18 protein-coding genes are annotated in these 19,718 nt (G+C 71.7%); 13 read left to right on the top strand and 5 right to left on the bottom strand.

What is annotated here, in order from left to right; all coding sequences use genetic code 11:
* The first annotated feature begins 33 nt into the window (after positions 1–33).
* Together FHR82_RS07670 and FHR82_RS07665 are read left to right on the top strand one after the other, a co-directional pair.
* Positions 34–1,371 carry an SLC13 family permease gene (locus FHR82_RS07670; RefSeq protein ID WP_184809594.1) on the top strand — a complete coding sequence of 446 codons (1,338 nt, stop codon included), beginning with the start codon at positions 34–36 and terminating at the stop codon, positions 1,369–1,371.
* Positions 1,372–1,395: 24 nt separating this feature from the next.
* A complete protein-coding gene (locus FHR82_RS07665) occupies positions 1,396–2,163 on the top strand; it encodes an IclR family transcriptional regulator (RefSeq protein WP_221463553.1) in 768 nt (255 codons plus the stop codon).
* A gap of 35 nt (positions 2,164–2,198) precedes the next feature.
* On the opposite strand, the gene FHR82_RS07660 is transcribed toward FHR82_RS07665, so the two are convergent.
* The gene (locus tag FHR82_RS07660) at positions 2,199–2,960 is read right to left on the bottom strand and encodes an enoyl-CoA hydratase/isomerase family protein (protein ID WP_184809593.1); all 762 of its coding nucleotides are present in this window, start codon (positions 2,958–2,960) and stop codon (positions 2,199–2,201) included.
* The gene (locus tag FHR82_RS07655; RefSeq protein WP_184809592.1) at positions 2,957–4,147 is read right to left on the bottom strand and encodes a CaiB/BaiF CoA transferase family protein; all 1,191 of its coding nucleotides are present in this window, start codon (positions 4,145–4,147) and stop codon (positions 2,957–2,959) included. The genes FHR82_RS07660 and FHR82_RS07655 overlap by 4 nt, the downstream gene beginning before the upstream one ends.
* 185 nt (positions 4,148–4,332) lie before the next feature.
* Here FHR82_RS07655 and FHR82_RS07650 point away from each other — a divergent pair, with 185 nt between their 5' ends.
* From FHR82_RS07650 to FHR82_RS07640, 3 genes are read left to right on the top strand one after another with little or no spacing between them, the layout of a single operon-like run.
* Complete coding sequence (locus FHR82_RS07650; protein ID WP_184809591.1) at positions 4,333–4,959, top strand: hypothetical protein; 627 nt, start codon at positions 4,333–4,335, stop codon at positions 4,957–4,959.
* 13 nt (positions 4,960–4,972) lie between these two features.
* A complete protein-coding gene (locus FHR82_RS07645) occupies positions 4,973–5,323 on the top strand; it encodes a hypothetical protein (RefSeq protein WP_184809590.1) in 351 nt (116 codons plus the stop codon).
* Between the two features lie 26 nt (positions 5,324–5,349).
* Positions 5,350–6,084, top strand: coding sequence for a hypothetical protein (locus FHR82_RS07640; RefSeq protein WP_184809589.1), 735 nt, complete (start codon positions 5,350–5,352; stop codon positions 6,082–6,084).
* Positions 6,085–6,189: 105 nt separating this feature from the next.
* Here the strand turns inward: FHR82_RS07640 and FHR82_RS07635 are convergent, their stop codons facing one another.
* Positions 6,190–7,074, bottom strand: coding sequence for a LysR family transcriptional regulator (locus tag FHR82_RS07635; protein WP_311770946.1), 885 nt, complete (start codon positions 7,072–7,074; stop codon positions 6,190–6,192).
* A gap of 67 nt (positions 7,075–7,141) precedes the next feature.
* Here FHR82_RS07635 and FHR82_RS07630 point away from each other — a divergent pair, with 67 nt between their 5' ends.
* The 3 genes from FHR82_RS07630 to FHR82_RS07620 all read left to right on the top strand — a co-directional run bounded on the left by FHR82_RS07630 (position 7,142) and on the right by FHR82_RS07620 (position 9,423).
* Positions 7,142–7,996, top strand: a complete 855-nt coding sequence (locus FHR82_RS07630; RefSeq protein ID WP_184809588.1) for a TIGR03564 family F420-dependent LLM class oxidoreductase — start codon at positions 7,142–7,144, stop codon at positions 7,994–7,996.
* Positions 7,997–8,227: 231 nt separating this feature from the next.
* Positions 8,228–8,836, top strand: a complete 609-nt coding sequence (locus FHR82_RS07625) for a ClpP family protease (protein ID WP_184809587.1) — start codon at positions 8,228–8,230, stop codon at positions 8,834–8,836.
* Positions 8,833–9,423 (top strand): ClpP family protease, encoded by a 591-nt coding sequence (locus FHR82_RS07620; protein WP_184809586.1) that lies wholly within the window; start codon positions 8,833–8,835, stop codon positions 9,421–9,423. The genes FHR82_RS07625 and FHR82_RS07620 overlap by 4 nt, the downstream gene beginning before the upstream one ends.
* Here FHR82_RS07620 and FHR82_RS07615 read toward each other — a convergent pair whose 3' ends face one another.
* Positions 9,424–9,744, bottom strand: a complete 321-nt coding sequence (locus FHR82_RS07615; protein ID WP_184809585.1) for a helix-turn-helix domain-containing protein — start codon at positions 9,742–9,744, stop codon at positions 9,424–9,426.
* A 251-nt stretch (positions 9,745–9,995) separates the two neighbouring features.
* Between FHR82_RS07615 and FHR82_RS07610 the strand changes: the two genes are divergently transcribed.
* The gene (locus tag FHR82_RS07610) at positions 9,996–10,301 is read left to right on the top strand and encodes a hypothetical protein (protein ID WP_184809584.1); all 306 of its coding nucleotides are present in this window, start codon (positions 9,996–9,998) and stop codon (positions 10,299–10,301) included.
* Between the two features lie 73 nt (positions 10,302–10,374).
* On the opposite strand, the gene FHR82_RS07605 is transcribed toward FHR82_RS07610, so the two are convergent.
* A complete protein-coding gene (locus FHR82_RS07605; protein WP_184809583.1) occupies positions 10,375–14,736 on the bottom strand; it encodes an nSTAND1 domain-containing NTPase in 4,362 nt (1,453 codons plus the stop codon).
* 212 nt (positions 14,737–14,948) lie between these two features.
* Here FHR82_RS07605 and FHR82_RS07600 point away from each other — a divergent pair, with 212 nt between their 5' ends.
* Genes FHR82_RS07600 through FHR82_RS07585 form a run of 4 tightly spaced genes read left to right on the top strand, consistent with a single transcriptional unit; the run spans position 14,949 to position 19,642 of the window.
* A complete protein-coding gene (locus FHR82_RS07600) occupies positions 14,949–16,106 on the top strand; it encodes a serine/threonine-protein kinase (RefSeq protein WP_184809582.1) in 1,158 nt (385 codons plus the stop codon).
* 40 nt (positions 16,107–16,146) lie between these two features.
* The gene (locus tag FHR82_RS07595) at positions 16,147–16,950 is read left to right on the top strand and encodes an FHA domain-containing protein (RefSeq protein ID WP_184809581.1); all 804 of its coding nucleotides are present in this window, start codon (positions 16,147–16,149) and stop codon (positions 16,948–16,950) included.
* Positions 16,950–18,065, top strand: a complete 1,116-nt coding sequence (locus tag FHR82_RS07590) for a hypothetical protein (protein WP_184809580.1) — start codon at positions 16,950–16,952, stop codon at positions 18,063–18,065. Before FHR82_RS07595 ends, FHR82_RS07590 begins: the two co-directional genes overlap by 1 nt.
* Positions 18,062–19,642, top strand: coding sequence for a VWA domain-containing protein (locus FHR82_RS07585; RefSeq protein ID WP_184809579.1), 1,581 nt, complete (start codon positions 18,062–18,064; stop codon positions 19,640–19,642). The genes FHR82_RS07590 and FHR82_RS07585 overlap by 4 nt, the downstream gene beginning before the upstream one ends.
* Positions 19,643–19,718 lie beyond the last annotated feature (76 nt).

Raw genomic sequence — 19,718 nt, 5'->3', positions numbered from 1 at the left:
GCCCGAGTCGACGTCGCCTCGTTGGGAGTCGAAATGTCGATGCAGATAATTTCGATCGTCGGACTTGTTCTCATTGTTCTGCTCGCCACCCTGCGTTCCGTGAACATGGGTGCCATTGCTTTTCTCGGTGCGTTCCTGCTCGGCACCCTCGTTTTCGACGTGAGCGAGGACGACCTGTTCGCCGGGTTCCCCGGTGACCTGTTCGTGGTGCTGGTCGGCGTGACGCTGCTGTTCGCCATCGCCAAGGGCAACGGCACGGTCGACTGGCTCGTCCACGTCGGCGTGCAGGCCGTGCGCGGCAGGATCGCGTTCATCCCGTGGGTGATGTTCGTGGTCACGAGCGTGCTCACGACTGTCGGCGCGGTCGTGCCGGGCGCGGTCGCGATCATGGCGCCCATCGGCCTGAGCTTCGCCGCCCGCCACCGCATCAACCCGATGCTGATGGGCCTGCTCATCATCAACGGCGCCAGCGCGGGCGGCTTCTCGCCGATCGCGGTGTTCGGCGTGATCACCAACGGGGTGGTCGAACGCAGCGGCCTGCCCGGCAACCCCGGTCTGCTGTGGGTCAGCTCGTTCCTGTTCAACGCATTGCTGAGCGTCGCGGTGTTCTTCATGTTCGGCGGCCGCGAGCTGCTGAGCCGCCGGGCCGACGGCGAGGAGCAGGCGAACGACACCGTCGACCAGGACACCGAGCCGGAGCCCACCTCCGGCGGCGCGCCCGCCGGCAGGACCACGGTGGCCACGAAGACCGAGCCCGACCAGGCCGTCGCCGGACTCAACGCGCAGCGGATCGTCACGCTGGCCGGTCTGCTGGTGCTCGTCGTCGGCGCGCTGGTCTTCGACATCGACGTGGGCCTGCTCGCGCTGTCCATCGCCACGGTCATCTGCGTCCTGTTCCCGGACGACTGCAAGGGGAGCGTCGGTGAGGTGGCGTGGCCGACCGTGCTGCTGATCTGCGGCGTCGTGACCTACGTCGGCATCATGCAGACGATCGGCACGATCGACATGCTCGGGGAGAGCGTCGCGGGCATCGGTGTGCCGCTGCTGGCCGCGTTCGTGATCTGCCTCATCGGCGGTGCGGTGTCGGCGTTCGCGTCCACCACCGGCATCCTCGGCGCACTGATCCCGCTCGCCGTGCCGTTCCTGCTCGGCGGTGAGATCGGCGCGGTCGGGATGATCATCGCGCTGGCGATCTCGTCGTCGGTCGTCGACTCGTCGCCGTTCTCCACCAGCGGCGCGCTGGTGGTCGCGAGCGGTGGCCCGGAGGTGCGGGACCGGGTGTTCCGAGGGCTGATGCGGTGGGGTCTGTCCATGATCGTCGTGGCGCCGGCACTCGCCTGGACGATCTTCGTGCTGCCGGGCTGGCTGTGAACCCGTCTTGCATAGACTGCCGGAATGAGTGAGGGGATGCGGACCGTGCTCGCGGCCTTCCGGGTGCTCGAGGAGGTCGCGTTCACGCAACCCGCCGGGGTGGGTGAGCTGGCGCGCAAGCTGCGGATGCCGAAGACGACGGTGCAGCGCGCGCTCCAGACACTGTGGACAGCGGGCTGGATCTGCCCCGACGGTACGGAGAAGACGCGCTGGGTGCTCACGACGCGGGCGCTCCACATCGGACAGCACGCCGTCGCGGACCTCTCCGTCCGCGACGCCGCGCTGCCGATCATGCGGGAGCTGCGCAAGGAGACGGGCGAGACCGCGCACCTGATGGTCCTCGAGGGCGAGCGGGCGGTGCTGATCGAGAAGGTGGAGACCGACCACCCCATCCGGGCGGTGATCACACTCGGCAGCGCCGTCCCCCTCCACGGCTCGTCGAACGGGAAGGCGATGCTCGCGCACCGCACCCAGGAGGAGGTCCGGACCCTCCTCGGCGAGAAACTCGTCCGCCACACCGACGCGACGATCGTCGAGTGGGACACCTTCTTCGCGGAGCTGACCGCGGTGCGTGAGCGTGGCTACGCGACCAACGTCGGGGAGTGGCGGACGGACATCTCGGCGGTCGCGTCGCCGATCTTCGACCACGAGGGCGTCGTGTCGGCCAGCCTGTCGATCTCCGCGCCGGGCAGCCGCATGCCTGCCGGGCTGCGGGAGCGCTACGGCGCGCTGATCACGGAGGCGGCGCAGCGGGTCAGCGCCACGCTCGGCTACCGGCGCCCACCGGCCTGATGCCCTGAAAGGCGCTTTCAGGGCATGCGGCGCGGTCACCGGCCTTGCCACTGTGGTGGCCGCTTGTCGAGGAACGCCGTCACGCCCTCGCGGAAGTCCTCGCTGCCGTAACACAGCGACACGAGGTCCTCGCCAGGTGGCAGGGCCTGGTCGCGCAGCCGCCGCAAGGCCACTTTGCTCGCCCGCATCGTGAGCGGGGCGTGCGACACCAGCCGCTCGCACAAGTCGGCCAGGTGGGCGTCCACGTCGTCGGCCAGCTCGGACGCCAGCCCGATCCGCACGGCCTCCGCTCCGTCGACGAACCCCGCCGTGTAGATGAGGTGCGTCGCCCTGGCCGCGCCGATGAGGTGTACGAGCCTGGCGTACGTCGGCATCGAGACGCAGTTGCCCAGTGTCCTCGCGATCGGCAGGCCGAACCGGGCGGACGGGGTGGCGACGCGCAGGTCGCACGCCGCCGCGATGCTGAGCCCGCCGCCGGTCGCGTAGCCCTCCACGACCGCGATCGTCGGCACCGTCACCTGTTCCAGCCGGGCCAGCACCGCCTCGATCTCGCGTTCGTACTCGAGGCCGTCCGACGCGGTGCGGAAGTCGCGGAAGTGGGCGATGTCCGTGCCGGACACGAAAGCCTTGCCGCCCGCGCCGCGCACCACCGCCACCCGCACGTCGCCGGAGGCGTCGACGCGGTCGCAGAAGTCGGCCAGGGCCCGGTACATCGCCATCGTCATGGCGTTGCGGGCTTCCGGGCGGTTCACCGTCGCGGTGGCGACCGGTCCGTCGACGGTGACCTCGATCGTCATGCCACGGCTCCTTCTTCCCGCAGCGCGGCGATCTCGTCGGCCGTGTAGCCGGCGCCGCGCAGGATCTCGGCGGTGTGCTCGCCAAGCGCCGGTGGCACGCGGCGGATCGTGCCCGCGGTCTCGCTGAGCTTGACCGGGATGCCGAGCGCGCGGACCGTGCCCTCCACCGGGTGGTCCATCTCCACGACCATCTCGCGCGCCAGCGTGTGCGGATCCGCGCACGACTGCGCGTAGTCCCGGATCGGACCGGCGGGCACCCCGGCGTCCAGCAGCCGCCGCACCCACTCCTCGGTGTCCGCTGTGGACAGTGAGTCCGCCAGTTCCGCCGCCAGCTCGGCGCGGTGGGCGACCCGGTCGCCGTTGGTGGCGAACCTCGGGTCGGCGAGCAGGTCCGGCCGGTCGAGCACGGCACACAGCCGCATCCAGAGCCGTTGGTTGTTGGCGCCGATCGTGAGGTGGCCGTCGCGGGTCGGGAACGCCTCGTACGGCGCGTTCACGCGGTGCGCGGACCCGAGCCGGGAAGGGGGTTCACCCGTGGCCCACAGCTCGGCGGTCTCCCACACGGACATGGCGAGCGCCGCGTCGTAGAGCGACGTGTCGATGGCCTGGCCCCGGCCGGTGACCATGCGGGACATCAGGGCCGAGAGGACGCCGACCGTGCACAGCAGCCCGGCGGACAGGTCGGCGACCGGCACCCCGGACTTCGTCGGCGGCCCGCCCGCGTCGCCGGTCACGCTCATGATCCCCGACATCGCCTGCGCGATCAGGTCGTAGCCGGGCCGGGCCGCGTACGGGCCGGTCTGCCCGAACCCGGAGATCGACGCGTACACGAGCCGTTCGTTGATCGCCCGCAGCGCCGGGTAGTCGATGCCGAGCCGGGCCGCGACGCCGGGCCGGAAGCTCTCCACCACCACGTCGGCGCCGCGGACCAGCCGGTGGAACGCGGCCAGCCCGCTCGCGCGGCGCAGGTCGATGGCGATGCTGCGCTTGTTCCGGTTGACGGCGAGGAACGCGGCGCTCTCCCCGTTCGGCAGGCGCTGCCCGGTGGCCTCCCGCGTGGCGTCGCCGCGACCGATCGGCTCGACCTTGATCACGTCCGCGCCGAGGTCGCCGAGGAGCTGGCAGCAGAAAGGCCCGGCCATCACCTGGGTGAGGTCGACGACCGTCAGGTTCGCCAGTGCCGTCATCGCCACCCCTGCCGAAGTGTGCCGTGTAGCGGAACGAACGTCGCACAGTGGAACACCGACCATACGATCACCGCCGGGAACGGGTCAAGGCGAGCGCCGCGATGTGCGCGCCCTGTGCCGTTTGACCAGGCGATCTCCTCGATCCGCTGTTAGCCTCCGGCCGTTGTCGATCACAAGGGAGACCCATGTCGGGGGACTCGTTCGTGCTCGCTGACCTGGACGTGCTGGGGGACGACGAAACCCTCCGCGAACAGGCGGACGCGGCGCTGGACGCGGCAGGCGGCGGTGAGCCGTCGGACACCTACCAGGCCGACGAGCCCACGCGGTCGGTCTCGGTGACGGTCGACTACCGCGGCCTGCTCGTGGACGTCCGGCTCGCCGAGCGGTGGGCCGACCGGCTCGACCCGGCCCGGTTCGCGGAGACGCTGTACGGCGTGTACACGGCCGCCATGCACAAGGCGCTGGTCATCGAGATGTCCGCCAGGGACGACGAGCGGACCGCGCGGCGCGCCGGACAGGCGCCGCCGCCCGAACTGTCCATCGAGGAACAGTTGGCGCGGGTCAACCTGACCCTCGCGGACAACGAGGCCCGGCTGCTCGCGGCGCGGCGGGCCGAGTCGCTGCCAGGAGGCGAGGACGCGGACGAGACCGAGTGGCGCAGCGAGCACGGTTACGTGACGTTGCACGTGCGTGGCGGCATGGCCACCGGCCTCACCGCGAACGCCGACGTCCTCGGCTACGCCAACGCCGGCGTGCTCCGCGGGGACGTGCTGGAGGTCTTCACCGACGCCGGCCTGGCCGTCGAGGGCTGAGAGGGGAGAGGCAATGCCCGGTTTCAAGGTCATCACGAAGGCCGTCCGCGACGAGGCACCCAAGTGGGACGGCCTCGCGCTGGACATGGAGGCGGTCGTCCGCGAGATCAGGGACGCGACGCTCGGCATGTCCGCGTTCTTCGTCGGCGACCCGGCGCTGCTGCCCATCCGCACGCTCGACGCGACGGCGCACGCCAAGGCCTACGAGGTCTACCGGTCCTTCATGGAGGGTGTGCTCGACAGCGCCGCCACGGAGTTCACGCAGATCGCCGACGCGGTCCAGAAGATCGCGGCGACCTACGAGGAAGCGGAGAACACCGGCGAGTACAACATGCGGGCGGTCTACGGGGAGATGGAGAAGTGACGCTCAAACCGCTCCCGGGAGGGGGCGTGGACTACGGGTTCGTCGAGCCGTTCGAGACCGGCATGCGGCAGATGGGCGAGGCCGTAGGCGGCGTCTGCGAGAACTTCAACGGGGTGGTGCGGTACATCTACGACCACCGGTTCCAGTTCGCCCCGGTGCTCCTCGTGCTCAAGAAACAACTGGACACGATGAAGAAGGGCATCGACCAGCTGGTCGGGCTCGTGAAGTACGCGGTCGAGCACCACGTGCCGGTGCTGTCGCTGATCGTCCAGAGCTTCCGCTGGATCACCCAGGTGCAGACGCCCGTGTCCGACATGTCGTCGAAGGTGTCGGAGCCCGCCAACCCGGACCTCGCCTACTGGGACGGTGCCGGTGCCGGCGAGTACCGGCGGCGGATGGGGGTGCAGAAGGACGCCGTCGTCGACGTGGCGTCCCGGGCGGCGTTCATCAGCGAGTGGCTGATGAAGATCGCGACGGCCAACGTGAAGTTCGTCGTGGAGCTCGCGAAGACCGCGGTCGACGTCCTCAGCAAGTTCCTGGTGGTCACCGTCAAGGGGGCGACCGTCGTCGGCATCGCGTTCGCGCTCGACAACCTCGCGGACGCCGTGGGCGAGGCCCTCGCCGAGGGCGTCAAGCTCCTCGTGGGGCTCGGTGAGGAGTTCATGGCGGTGGTCGCCAACATCCGGGACATCGTGGGCCAGGTCGGTGACCACAACAAGCTGCCGGGCGGGAAGTGGCCGCAGGCGGTGTACGAGCGCTAGTACGGACCCGTGCGCGGCCCCGGCCCGTCCTAAACGCGCCTTTCACGGCAACCCGGCAAACGTTGCGGCACCCGTGGGGTGCGCTGTGTTCGTCTCGCCGGGACCTCAGCGGAACGCGGCGACCGTGGTGTGCGTGCAGTGCTCCGGGAGGTCGTCGACCGGGGTGATCACGTTGCCGGTCACCGACAGCGGTGGGTCGAGGGGGATCGCGCGGACGCGGGTGGAGGCGGCGCCCGCCAGCTGGTCCGCGGGCAGGAGGGTCCAGCTCGCCGGGTCGGCGCCGACCTCGACGATCGTGGCCTCGACCGTGCCGGCCGGTCTGCCCAGCGGTGGGCGCACACCCATCTCCCGCAGTGCCGCGGTGATCGCGTCGTGCAGTGGTGGGTCGGTGCGGGGCGACGGCACACGCAGCACGTCACCGGCCAGTTCGTGCGGGGACACCGTGTCGCGGGTGGCGAGCGGGTGCCGCGTGGACACCACCGCGTGCAGCGGCTCCGACCACGCGGGCACCACCCGTACCCCGGGCGCCGTCACCGGGCCTCGGGCCAGCGCCAGGTCCAGTTCCCCCTGCCGCACCGCGGTGAGCCGGGCGGTCACGGGCAGGTCGACGAGGACCACGTCGAGCCGCGGGTTGTGTGCGCGCAACGCGTCGATGCCGCGTTCGAGCCTGCCGGTGAGGCCGGGCGCGGTGCCGATCCGCACGGTGCCGGGCAGCCGGTGCGCGACCGCGCGGACCTTCTCCGCCGCGGCGAGCGCGTCCCGGGCGGCGTCGAGCACCCGGCGGCCCGCCTCGGTGAGCCGGACCGTCCTCGGGGTCCGGTCCAGCAGCCGCACCCCCAGCTCCCGTTCGAGCCGCGCCACCTGCTGGCTCACCGCGGGCTGCACGATGCCGAGCCGCTCGGCCGCGCGCCCGAAGTGCAGCTCCTCGGCGACCGTCACGAAGTACCGCAGCGCACGCAGCTCCACCCCGCCGATGCTACGTGCGATCACGTTCGATGATCGCTGCGCGGGCCAGGTGGTGCTGGTTCGGCGCGCCCGTCCGCGCTGGACTGGCGGCATGCGGATCGGAACACACATCAACGCCGCCGGCCAGATCGGCGACGTGCTGAAGGACGCGGCGGACGCCAGAGGGCTCGACAGCGTCTGGACCAACCAGCTGCCCGGCGGGTGGGACCCGCTGACCGCGCTCGCCGGGATGGGCGACGGTCCCGCCGAGCTGGGCACCGCGGTCGTGCCGACCTACCCGCGCCACCCGGTGGCGCTCGCGACCGAAGCGGTCACCGTGCAGGCACTCACCGGCGGACGGCTCACCCTCGGCATCGGCCCGAGCCACGAGGCCGTGATCACCGGCTGGTTCGGTCTCCCGTACCCGGCGCCCGCGCGGCACACCCGCGAGTACCTGGAGGTCCTGCGCCCGCTCATGGCGGGCGAGCACGTGACCTACCGGGGCGAGTTCTTCACCGTCGACACCAAGCTGGAGGTGTCCGTGCCACCGCCGCCGGTGCTGGTGGGCGCGCTCGGACCCAAGATGCTGGCGGTGGCCAGGGACCACGCCGACGGCACGGTCGCGATCTGGGTCCGGCCGGAGAAGGTCGCCGACTACCTGGTGCCCAGGATGGGAGACGCACGGATCGCGGTGATGCCGATGGTGGTGGTCACCAACGACCCCGACGGGGCGCGGGACCAGGTCGCGGCGAGGTACGGCGCGGCGGCCGAGCTGCCGGCGTACCGCGCGATGCTCGACCGCGGCGGCCTCGCCGGCCCCGCGGAGGCGCTGGTGACCGGCGACGAGGAAACGGTGCTGCGCGAACTGCGCCGCTACCGCGAGGCGGGTGCCACCGATCTGATCGTCCACCCGGTCGGTACGCGGGAGGAGCGGGCCCGGACCCTCGACGTGGTGGTGCGGGTCTAATGCTGTGTCCACCAACGTTCACCCGGCCAACCAATGTGGACACAGCATTAGCCGCACGTACGCCCCGGAGACCTTGTGCGACGCGGCCACCTCACGCCGGAACCTGTCCTCCTCCGCCAGCGCCGCCCTGATCTGCTTGACCGCCGGGGAGTCTACGACGCTGCCGTGAGCGGATCTGCCCACAGCAGCGTCGGCGGCGGAACGTTCCCCGGTGGCGGCATTGTCGGGGACATGACGAACGACGACAGGCCGCCGATGTTCGACCACCGGTTGCGGGAACGGTTCCTGAGCCAGCGCGTGCTGGTGCTCGACGGCGTGCTCGACGACGACAACGGAACGGTCCTCGCGACGCAGATGCTGTCGCTCGCGAGTGAGGACCCCAAGAAGGACATCGCGCTGTGGATCCACTCGCCCGGCGGCTCGGTGCCGTCGATGCTGGCGATCCGCGACGTGATGCGGCTCGTGCCGTGTGACGTGGCGACGCTCGCGCTCGGGCTGGCGTGCAGCGCGGGGCAGTTCCTGCTGTCCGCGGGCACGCCGGGCAAGCGGTACGCCCTGCCGCACGCCAGGATCCTGATGCACCAGGGTTCCGCGGGCATCGGCGGCTCCGCGGTCGAGGTGGAGGTGCAGGCCGACGACCTGCGCCACACCCGCGACACGGTCCTCGCCCTCATCGCGGAGGACACCGGTCAGCCGGTCGACCGCATCTTCGCCGACTCGCTCCACGACCGCTGGTTCACCACCGCGCAGGCACTGGAGTACGGCTTCATCGACCACGTCGTCGGGAACCTGACGCAGGTCGTGCCGGTACGCACACACGAACTGGGGTTGTCAGCATGAGCACCTACACCATTCCGAACGTGATCACCCGCGTCCCGGGCGGCGAGCGGATCATGGACGTCTACTCGCACCTGCTGTCGTCACGGATCGTCTACCTCGGCACGCCCATCGACGCGGGCGTGGCCAACGCGCTGATCGCGCAGCTGCTGCACCTGGAGGCGGACAACCCGGAACAGCAGATCGACCTGTACATCAACTCCGAGGGCGGCGACCCTTCCGCCGCGCTCGCGCTGTACGACACCATGACCTACATCAAGGCGCCGGTGGCCACCACGTGTGTCGGCCAGGCGGTGTCGGCCGCGGCGGTGCTGCTGGCGGCGGGGGAGCCCGGGCGTCGTGCCGTGCTGCCACACACGCGGGTGGTCCTGCACCAGCCCGCCGCTCAGGGCCGCGGCACCATCCCCGACCTGATCCTGCAGGCCGACGAGGTGGTGCGGGTCCGCAACCAGCTGGAGGAGATCCTGTCCGCGCACACCGGTCGCAGCGTCACGGACCTGCGCCACGACACGGACCGGGACCGCGTGTTCGACGCCGTCGACGCGGTGGGGTACGGGTTGGCTGATCAGGTGCTCGACCAGCGGCCGTGATCAGGCCGCGAGGAGGACCGGACCGGCGGGCCGGGTGCGGGCTCGTCGTACGTCGCTCGCTATGCAGATGAGGAGGTCGGGCAGGTCGAGGCCCAGTGCGCCGGTCACCGCCGCGATCATCTCGCTGGACGGTTCCTTGCGACCGCGTTCGATCTCGGACAGGTACTGGGGCGAGATGCCCGCCTTCTCGGCTACGTCGACCAGGCGTTCGCCTTGTTCCTCGCGGGTGGTGCGCAGACGGGGACCCAGAACGTCCCGCCACAGTGGGTCGGGTTCCCGTTCCTGCTCGTGTTTGCGCGGGAAGCGCAGGATGTCCGCCATAGGACCATCCTGACATCCGTGGTGGCGAGTGGCGTGCTGGTTACGCTGCGGGCAGAACGGCCGCCGCGGTCGATCCTGGCTGTGGGCGGGCGACGCGGTGCTGCTCGCAAGTCTGGATCCCCACCTGTCGAGATGATCATTGTGGACAGTCCGTTCATGACAACTTGTTGACAGAATCGCTGGTTCAGCCGTAACAAGGCCGGAAACGGGCCGATCATCCTCACGTCCAACTCGGATGGGGGCGACGAAACGTGGTCGGAAGGCGAGAACCGGCGAGCATCAGCTACGAGCGGAAGCGGGGCTACGACCCGGTTCTGGAACCACTCAACGCACCGCGGCCGCCGGGTGCGAGCCCGTACATCGTGGTGTGCGGCATGGGTTCGAAGATCGTGTTCATCCGGTGGTACGGGCGCGGTGTGGAGGAGGTGCGGCACAGTTTCCGGCTCTGGTTGGGGGAAACCTGGCAGACGCTGGCCACCGACTTCACCGGTGTCGGCGTGCCGAACGGGATGGACTTCAAACCGGGCCGTGTCGACTGGTTCAACATCGCGCCATGACCTGGCGGTGGTCTATGGGGCTCGCGCCCTCCACGCGCGTGCCTTTGCGGCTCTGGCCTTGTCGCACCGCTCGTCAGCACTGCGGCACGTAGGGGACGTCCGCGGTGAACTGGTGCCACTCGTCCTCGTCGAGTGGGGTGAGGCGGGCGCACACGTCGGCCAGCGCCGCGTCCGGGTCGATGTCCCACGTCGCGATCAGGCCGCTGCCGCCCGTGCCGACCAGTGTGCCGTCCGCGAGGTACCGGATCCCTTGCATGTCACCGGGTTCGCGCAGTGCCGACTGCACGGTCTGGTCCGCGACGTCCCAGATCAGGGGGATGCCGTCCCAGCCCGCGGACGCCAGGCGGGTGCCGTCGGCGGAGAACGACAGCGTGACCGCGCGCTTGGTGTGCTCGGTCAGTGACGGGCCGGACTGCTCGTGGGTGTTCAGGTCCCACATGCGGACCGTGTTGTCCCACCCGGACGAGGCGAGCAGGTGCCCGTGCGGCTGGAACGCGATGCCCTGCACCGCGTCGATGTGCCCGGTCAGCGGTGCACCGTCCTGCTCGCCGGACTCGGTGTCGTACAACGTGATCACCCCGTCCAGCGTGCCGGCGGCGACTTGGTCGCCGCCGGGGCTGAACGCGATGCTCCACACCGTCTGGTCGTCGTCCTCGTGGCTCCACAGCTCGCGCCGGTCGCCATCCTCGCCGAGGCCGACCAGCTCCAGTGCGCCGCCCTCGCCGCCCGGCTCGTCCGTGCTCACCGCGAGTGTGTCGCCGTCGGGGGAGAAGGCTGCCGCGGTCACCTTCAGGCCGTCGAACCTCCGCACCTCGTCGCCGCCGACCGTCCACACCACGAGTCCTTCCGGGCACGGTACGGCGAGCCGTTCGCCGTCGCGGGAGAACGTGGGCGGACCGACCGGGCCGCGGGCGCACCTCAGCGGCGGGCCCGCGGCCTCGTGGGTCGCCACGTCCCACGTGGTCACCGTGGTCTCGTCGTCGGCGAACGCGACGAGGTCGCCGTCGGCGCTGATGTCGCTGAACGCGGTCCGCCCGGCCGCCGCGGGCAGCACGGGCTGCCACAGCATGATGTTCCCGTCGCCGCTCGCCACCGCCAGCACCCGGTCGTCCGGGCTGAACGCGACACCGAACGTGTCGTCCTCGCTGCCCTGCATGGGTTCGCCGATCTGCTGGCCCGTCCTGAGGTACCAGAGGCGCACCGTGCGGTCCGCGCTCGTCGACGCCAGCACCTGGCCGTCCATCCCGAACGCGAGGTCCTGGATCGTGTTGGTGTGGCCGGTGAGTGGGTCGCCGACCCGTTCCCCGGTCGCGATGTCCCAGCGGCCGATGGTGGTCCCGTTCCGGCACGAGACGACGTCGTGGTCCGGGTCGTACGCGACGAACAGGCACGGGCCCGCGGTGGGGATGGTGCGCACGAGCGCCTGCGTGACCACGTCCCACATCCGGATCGACGCGTCCGGGCTGCCGGTGACGATCTGCTCGCCGTCCTCGGTGAACTGGACGCTGGTCACGATGTCCTCGTGGCCCATGAGCGGGTCGCCGAGCTGCCGCCCGCTCGCCGCGTCGAACAGCTGTGGCGTGCCGTTGGTCGTCACGACCGCCCTGCCATCGGGGCTGAACCCGACCGCGACCACCGGCGCGCCGTGCCCGATCTTCCGCCGCACGTCGCCGGTCTCCGCGTCGAGCAGGTACAGGTTCTCGTCGGTGCTGCCGACCGCGAGCCGCCGCCCGTCCGGCGAGAACTCGACGGCGTTGACCGCCTGGTCGGTCCGGAACAGCACGCGGCCCTTCCGCGTGGCCAGGTCCCACACGCGGACCGTCCCGTCGACCCCGCCGCTGACGAGCGTCGTCCCGTGCGGGTCGAACGCCACCGACACCACGGCTCCCTCGTGCCCGGACAGCACGGTGTCGAGCCGCTGGTTCTGCGTCGCGAGCAACGCCTCCCGCGCCTGCCGCGTCGGCGCGCGGCGCCAGGCGGCCGCGGCGAGCAGCTGCGACTGCCTCGGCCAGGTGTCGGCCGCCTGCTCGGCGAGCGTGGCGAGCCGCCGGGACTCGGCCTCGCTCAGCCGGTCGTCGGCCACCCGCGTCTGGTAGTAGGCGACGAGACCCGCCGCGAGCGAGGCGACGAGGAGCACGGCCAGCGCGGCGATCACGGTCCGCAGCCTGCGGGTGCCGCGCCGCTGTTCCCGTTCGCTCGCGCGCAGGAACTCCTGCTGCGGCGGGGTGAGCGGGTGGTGGCCGGCCCACTCGACCGCCGCGGCGAGCCGGGTGCCCCGGTACAGGTCACCGCGGTCGCGGCCGCTCTCCGCCCAGTTCGTGGCCGACTCGTCGAGTCGCTGGCGCAGCAGCAGGTCCTGCCGTTCCGCGTCGACCCACGCCCGCAGCCGCGGCCACGCGGTGAGCAGCGCGTCGTGGGAGAGCCGCACCCCGTCGTCGTCGACGCTGACCAGGCGGGCGTCGACGAGACTCGCGACCGCGCGCTCGTCCAGCTCACCGCGCGCGGCGGTGCGGCGGGACAGGCCTGCGTCGGGCAGCACCCGCACCAGCCGCAGCAACGTCGCGCGCAGCACGTCCTGGTGGTGGGGGTGCAGCAGCCCGTACAGCTGGTCGGCGGTCACCGCGACGGCGCGGTCGACGCCGCCGGTCGCCTGGTAACCGCGCAGCGTCAGCACGTTGCCCCACCGGTTCTGCCACGTCGCGCGCAGCGCGTGCGCGAGCCGCGGCAGCGCGCCCTGCGCGAACCCGGAGCCGTCACGGGCACCGACGTCACTGATCAGCCGGTCGACGAGCCCGTCCTCCAGCACCAGCCCGGCGCGCGTCGCGGGCAGCGTGATCACCTGACGCAACGCGGCGGCGCCCAGCGGGCCGACGACGAACGGGCTGTCCAACCCCGGCCGCAACGGTTCCAGCGCGATGCAGTCCGGCACGTAGTCGGCGCGCACCGCGATCAGCACCAGCGCGGGCCACGCGCTGGCCAGGGCGGTCGCGAACGCCACCCGCTCCGGCCCGCTCGCCCCGTCGGTGAACAGCTGCTCGAACTGGTCGACGACGATCACCAGCCGTCCGCCTGCCCGCGCCGTCCGCTCGGCCGCGGCGCGGACCTGCTGCCCGAACAGCGCCGGGCCGTGGCGGATCGTGGCGGCGATGGTGCCGGGGTCGACCTGGATCACGCCCGCGAGCCGCGCGGCGAGCGTGTCGACGGGCCGGTCGCCCGGCGTGAGCACGACCCGAGGCCACCGGTCCGCGCCGGTCTCCGCCGCGGCCTTGTCCAGCGCGGGCAGCAGACCGGCGACCAGCAGGGACGACTTGCCGCTGCCCGACGCGCCGACCACGACCAGCGGTCCGCCGGTGCCGAGCTTCCCGGACAGGCGGACGAGCAGGTCGCTGGTCTCGGCGTCGCGGCCGTAGAACCAGGCGGCGTCGGCGGCGCCGAAGCTGCGCAGCCCGGGGTAGGGGCTGACGTCGGCCGCGTTGTCGGGCCGCGTCACCACGCCGCCCCGTTCGGCGGCCGCCGAGACGATCGCCCGCATGATCACCTGCTGGCCCGGCAGCGCGGGATCGCCCTGGGGGAGGGCGACGGCCGGGGTGGTGCGGTCTCCTTCGTGGAGCGTGGACCGGGCGAGCGCCGCCTGCGCGGCGGCCATCAGCTGTCCCGCGGTCGCGTGCCGGCGCCGGGGGTCCTTGTCCATGCCGGTGGCGACGACGAGGTCCAGCGCGGGCGGGACCGCTGGCTGGTGCGCCGACGGCGCGGCGGGCACGGTGTTGAGCTGCGCGGCGAGCTTCGCGGCCGGGTCGATCGCGGGGAACGGGACGTGCCCGGTGAGGCACTCGTAGAGGACGCAGGCGAGCGAGTACACGTCGGCGGCGCCGGTGACGTCGAGCCCGCGCAGCTGCTCCGGCGCGATGTAGTCCAGCGAGCCGACGTAGCCGCCGGTCACCGTCATCCTGGTGGCCTCGGGGTCCAGCGGCCGCGCGATGCCGAAGTCGGTGAGGTACGCCGTGTCGTCCGGCCCGACGAGGATGTTGGAGGGCTTCACGTCGCGGTGCACGACCCCGGCCGCGTGCGCGGTGTCCAGCGCCTGCGCGACCTGGGTGAGCAGCGCGAGGACGCGGGACGGGGCCATGGGCGCGCCCGCGAGCACCCGCTTGAGGTCCGCGCCGTCGACGAGCCGCATCGCCACGTAGAGCTGGGAGTCGCCGTGCTCGGTGTCCGTGCCGGTGTCGAGGATCTCGACGATGTGCGGGTCGTGCAGTCCCGCGGCGACCTTCGCCTCGCGCCGCAGCCGGTCGGCGTGCTCCCGCCCCGCCGCGGCGGGCAGGACCTTGATCGCGACGGCCTGGTCGCCGACGGTGTCGACCGCCCGGTAGACCTCACCCATCCCACCCCGGCCGAGCAACCCTTCGAGCCGGTATCGCCCACCGAGCAGCGTCACGGGCGGAACAGTACTTGCCGTGCCGTGGCGTCCGTGGGCGAACCGTCGGATTCGACCACCGCAGCACACCGGAACGTTCCGCCCGCCGGTGGGCGCGTGCATTTCACCGATGGTGAAGAATTGTCATCAAAATGCCCGGGCCGGTCCGCGCGCGTGGTCGCACACGTACGATTTCGGCGTCCCCAATGCCGGTGTTCGCGATGAGGTGATCGGTGACCGACGTGGTTGGTCCGTACGAGTTGGCCCAGCTGATCGGGCGTGGCGGAATGGGGGAGGTGTGGCTCGCCCACGACACCCGCAACGACCGCGAGGTCGCGATCAAACTGCTGGCCAAGCAGGCGCTGACCGACCCGGAGCTGCAGGAACGGTTCCGGCGGGAATGCAAGCTCGCCGGTCAGATCCGGCATTCGCACATCCTGCCGGTGTGGGACTTCTCGGTCGAGGGGCGGCCTTACATCGTGATGCCGTTCATCGAGGACGGCACCGACCTCGCGACAATTCTTAAAAATGGTCGAATAGAACCTGAACGGGCGGTGAACATTGTCCGGCAGGTGGCGTCGGCGTTGGACGCGGCGCACCGAAAGGGCCTGCGGCACCGCGACGTGAAACCGTCGAACATCATGGTCGAGCCGGACGGTGACGACGAGCAGGTCCTGTTGTTCGACTGGGGCATCGCGCACCCCGTCGACACCAGCGGTGCGCCGCCCGTGACCAGGCTCGACCAGCTCGTCGGCACCCCGGCCTACATCGCGCCGGAACGGCTCGGCGACCGCGTCACCCCGGACCACCGCGCGGACGTGTACTCCCTCGCCGTGGTGCTGTTCGAGTGCCTGGCGGGGGTCAAGCCGTTCGACGGTGAGGACATGGCGATCCTGACCGCCCAGGTGCTGCGCGACCCGCCGCCGCTGCCGGACCACCTGCCCGTCGCGTTGCGCGACGTGGTGGCGAAGGGGCTCGCGAAGGACCCGGAGAAGCGCTGGCAGTCCGCCGGGGAGATGGCGGCCGCGGCCCGTGCCGCGCTCGCACCGCCGTTCACGCCGCCGTCGGGCTCCGCGAGCGTCGTCGCCGCCCTGTGGCCCGCGCAGAATCCGGTGCGGTCCGCCGCTCCCGTGCCGGTGGCCACGCAGCCGGGTGGCGTCGTGCCCGCCAACGGGCCGCGGATCGCCACGGCCGGGCTTGGTGGCGCGGTCGTCGCACTCGGGCTCCTCGTCGGCGGGGTCGTCGACGCGAGCCTGTTCTGGCTGCTGCTGCCGCTCCTCGCCGCGGGTGGCGGTCTCGTCGGGTTCGGGCTGTGGGGGCCAAGGCGCGAGCCGGTGCGGCCGGGCGACCCGACGCTGGATCCGGGAGGGTTCCCGAAGCCGGGGCCGTAGCGTCGGGGACACGAAGACGTTGACACACAAGAAGGTCGGCATGACAGAAGGTATGTATCCACTGGGTCGTCTCACACCCAGCCTGGTGCGGGCCGAGCCGCTGTTCGCCGGTGCGGCGGCACCGGTCGGCACGCTGTTCGTCCTCGGGGACGCGGGCGGTTACGCGGCGGCCGCCGTGGCTGGGCGGTCGCTGGTCGTCGGGCGGAACGCGCCGGACGTGCACGTCGCGATCGGCGGCGAGGACGGCTACGTCAGCAGGGAACACGCGCTGCTGCGCTGCGTCCAGCACGGCACCGGCACGCGGTGGGTGGTGCGCAACGGCGGCAAGCTGCCGATCCGGATGCCGGACACGGCACCGCTCCTGCGTGCGCACGAGGCGCCGCTGCCCATCGGTTACACCCCGCTCTACATCCAGGGCTCGCAGCTGCACGTGGTGGAGGTGCTGGTCTCGGACGGGCACCGGCACCGGGGCGCGGTCCGGCCCGACACGAGCACCGGCAACCTGCGCCTGCCGCTCACCCGCCGCGAGTGGCTGGTGCTCGTCGCGATGTTCTCCGCCGTGCTCGACCGCGAGGACCAGGCGCTCCCGTTGTCCTGGAACGAGACCGGGAAGCTGCTCAACAAGGTGCCCGGCCAGTCCGGGTGGAACGACAGGAAAGCGGAGGCCGTCGTCGACGGGGTGCGGCACCGGCTGACCGCGGCGGGCATCGAACGGCTGACCCGCGAGACCGCGCCGGCCGAGGCGTTGAAGGCGAACCTGCAGCGGGTGCTGGTCGACACCGGCACGCTGCTGCCCGAGGACCTGCGCGTCCTCGACACCGGTATCGAAGACGTGGACGGGTGATGGCGAGTTCGCGTGCCGGCTGGACCGGTACCCGGATCGTGGCGCTGGCCGCCGGCGTCGTGTTGATCATCGTCGCGGCGGTCGTCGTGACCCGCCACGGTGGGAGTGCCGCGGACGGCTGCGTGTCCGCGGTCCCGGTCCGCGGCGTGATCGGGTCGGAGAAGGAACCGTTCTTCGACGACGACCGGGTCACCGCGCGGCTCGCGTGCCTCGGCTACGAGGTCGACGTCGACTCCCGCGGCTCCCGGGAGATGCTCGACAGCCTGTCGCAACCGGGCAACGGCTACGCGTTCGCGTTCCCGTCCAGCACCCCGACCGCCCAGAAGATCCAGCAGACACTGGAGATCGACGAGCGGCTGCCGCTGTTCTCCACCCCCATGGCGGTCGCGACGTTCCGCCCGATCGTCGCCGTGCTCACCCGCGCGGGCGTGATCCGCAAGGCGTCCGACGGCACCGACGTGCTCGACATCGCCGCGCTGCTGGACCTCGCGCGACGCGGTGTCACCTGGGACCGGCTGGAGGGCAACGTCGAGTACCCGGCACGCAAGACCGTGCTGCTGTCGACCACCGACCCGCAGGACTCCAACTCGGCGATCATGTACCTGTCGATCGCCTCGCAGGTCGCGAACGGCGGCGCGATCGTCACCACGTCCGAGCAGGCGCGGCAGGTGCTGCCCGACCTGTGCAGGTTGATCTTCGACCAGGGCGACAAGCCGGAGACCAGCCAGGTCCTGTTCGACAACTACGTCGTCGACGGCATGGGCCGCACGCCGCTGGCGCTGGTGTACGAGGCGCAGTACGACACGACCGCGCCACCGCCGCAGCTCGGCGCGGACAACGTGCTGGTCTACCCGAGGCCGACCGTCTACTCGCGGCACACGCTGATCCCGGTCACCGAGGAGGGCCGCGGGGTCGGCCAGGCGCTGCGTGACGACCCGGACCTGGTGCGCCTGGCCGAGGAGCACGGGTTCCGCCCGGAGAAGCCGAGCGGGCAGCCGGTGACGAAGCGGCCGCGTCCGGTGGACGTGGTCGAGTCGCCGTCGTTCGAGGTGCTGGAGACGATGCTGTCCGCGCTCGCGCCGACGGCACAGAACGCCGCGAGGTGCGCGCAGTGAGAAAGTTCCTGGTCGCCGTGCTGGCAGCCGTGTCGCTGGCGGGCTGCACCAGCGCACCGGAGTCCTCGTCCGGGCCCGCGGTGACGTTGCGGGTGCTCGCCGGGTCGGAGCTGCGGGACATGGCACCGCTGCTCGCCGAGGCGGCGGAGGAGACCGGTGTGACGGTCGAGATGACCTACCTCGGCACGCTCGAGGGCGCGGAGACCGTCGCGAGCGGCGCCGCCGACGGCCGGTACGACGCCGTGTGGTTCTCCTCCACCCGGTACCTGCAGACCATCCCGGAGGCGAAGAAGCGCCTCGCGAACACCACCCGGATCATGGGCTCACCCGTGGTGCTCGGCGTGCGCGAGCCTGCCGCGCGGCGGCTCGGCTGGGACGCGAAGGCACCCACCTGGTCGGAGATCGCGGCCGCGGCCGAGCGCGGCGAGTTCACCTACGGCATGACCGACCCGGCCGCGTCGAACACCGGTTTCTCCGCACTGGTGGCGGTCGCCGCCGCGCTCGACGGCTCGGGCCGCGCGCTCGACGCCGCCGCCGTCGACCGGATCGCACCCCGCCTCGCCGGGTTCTTCTCCGGGCAGCGGCTGACCGCCGGGTCGTCGGACTGGCTCTCCGGTTCGTTCGTGCGGCGCGCCACCGGGGAGGACCCGGGCGGCCCGCTCGACGGGCTGGTCAACTACGAGTCCACGCTGCGGTCCCTCAACCGCGACCGGCAGCTGCCGGAACCGCTGACGATCGTGTACCCGGCGGACGGTGTGATCAGCGCCGACTACCCGTTCACGCTGCTCGCGGGCGCGTCCGACGAGGTCCGCGACGGGTACGGCCGGCTCGTGGACCACCTGCGCGCGGAGTCGACGCAGAACGCGATCGTGGCGGAGACCGAACGCAGGGCGGTGGTGCCGAACGTCGGGCTGCCGGACGGCGCGCCGAGCGGGCTGGTGGAGCTGCCGTTCCCGGACACGCGCACGGCGATCGACGCGTTGCTGGTGGCGTACTTCGACCGGCTGCGCACCCCAGCGCGGACCGTGTACGTGCTCGACGTGTCGGGGTCGATGGCGGGGGAGCGGCTGGCCGCGCTGAAGACCGCGCTGACCGGCCTGACCGGCGTGGACACGACCCTGTCCGGGCGGTACTGCCGGTTCCGCAGCCGCGAGGAGGTGATCCTGCTGCCGTTCGCGAGCGTGGCGGGGGAGCCGACGACGTTCACGGTGTCGGCGGAGTCGCCGCAGTCGTCCCGCGACGCGATCCGCACGGCGATCGACGGGCTGCGCGCCGAGGGCGAGACGGCCGTGTACGACTCGCTCGTCAAGGCGTACGGCCTGTTCGCCGACGCGGGCGAGCGGTTCCCGAGCATCGTGCTGATGACCGACGGGGAGAGCAACGCGGGGCGCGCGCTCGGCGACTTCACGTCGTTCCTCGCGACCGCGCCGCACCCGGTGCGGGTGTTCCCGATCCTGTTCGGCGAGGCCGCGGAGCAGGAGATGCGCCAGGTGGCCTCGTCGACCGGCGGTGAGCTGTGGGACGCGCGGGACGGTGACCTGGGCCGGGCGTTCTGCCAGATCCGCGGCTACCAGTAGAGTCCGTTCTGTGGATCTTTGTGCTGAGGTCTGCGCCTGCTCGACAGTTGTCTCAGGGAAACGTGACGGTGCTCAG

Source organism: Actinophytocola algeriensis (genome assembly GCF_014203735.1).
In the GTDB taxonomy this organism is placed as follows: domain Bacteria; phylum Actinomycetota; class Actinomycetes; order Mycobacteriales; family Pseudonocardiaceae; genus Actinophytocola; species Actinophytocola algeriensis.
The sequence above is the reverse complement of the archived record's forward strand: the minus strand, read 5'-3'. Positions and strand labels throughout refer to the sequence as shown.

Excerpts from the sequence above, each read along its gene's own strand:
- FHR82_RS07670 (WP_184809594.1), top strand. The coding sequence starts at position 34 with ATGTCGATGCAGATAATTTCGATCGTCGGACTTGTTCTCATTGTTCTG.
- FHR82_RS07665 (WP_221463553.1), top strand. The coding sequence starts at position 1,396 with ATGAGTGAGGGGATGCGGACCGTGCTCGCGGCCTTCCGGGTGCTCGAG.
- FHR82_RS07660 (WP_184809593.1), bottom strand. The coding sequence starts at position 2,960 with ATGACGATCGAGGTCACCGTCGACGGACCGGTCGCCACCGCGACGGTG.
- FHR82_RS07655 (WP_184809592.1), bottom strand. The coding sequence starts at position 4,147 with ATGACGGCACTGGCGAACCTGACGGTCGTCGACCTCACCCAGGTGATG.
- FHR82_RS07650 (WP_184809591.1), top strand. The coding sequence starts at position 4,333 with ATGTCGGGGGACTCGTTCGTGCTCGCTGACCTGGACGTGCTGGGGGAC.
- FHR82_RS07645 (WP_184809590.1), top strand. The coding sequence starts at position 4,973 with ATGCCCGGTTTCAAGGTCATCACGAAGGCCGTCCGCGACGAGGCACCC.
- FHR82_RS07630 (WP_184809588.1), top strand. The coding sequence starts at position 7,142 with ATGCGGATCGGAACACACATCAACGCCGCCGGCCAGATCGGCGACGTG.
- FHR82_RS07625 (WP_184809587.1), top strand. The coding sequence starts at position 8,228 with ATGACGAACGACGACAGGCCGCCGATGTTCGACCACCGGTTGCGGGAA.
- FHR82_RS07620 (WP_184809586.1), top strand. The coding sequence starts at position 8,833 with ATGAGCACCTACACCATTCCGAACGTGATCACCCGCGTCCCGGGCGGC.
- FHR82_RS07615 (WP_184809585.1), bottom strand. The coding sequence starts at position 9,744 with ATGGCGGACATCCTGCGCTTCCCGCGCAAACACGAGCAGGAACGGGAA.
- FHR82_RS07595 (WP_184809581.1), top strand. The coding sequence starts at position 16,147 with ATGACAGAAGGTATGTATCCACTGGGTCGTCTCACACCCAGCCTGGTG.
- FHR82_RS07590 (WP_184809580.1), top strand. The coding sequence starts at position 16,950 with ATGGCGAGTTCGCGTGCCGGCTGGACCGGTACCCGGATCGTGGCGCTG.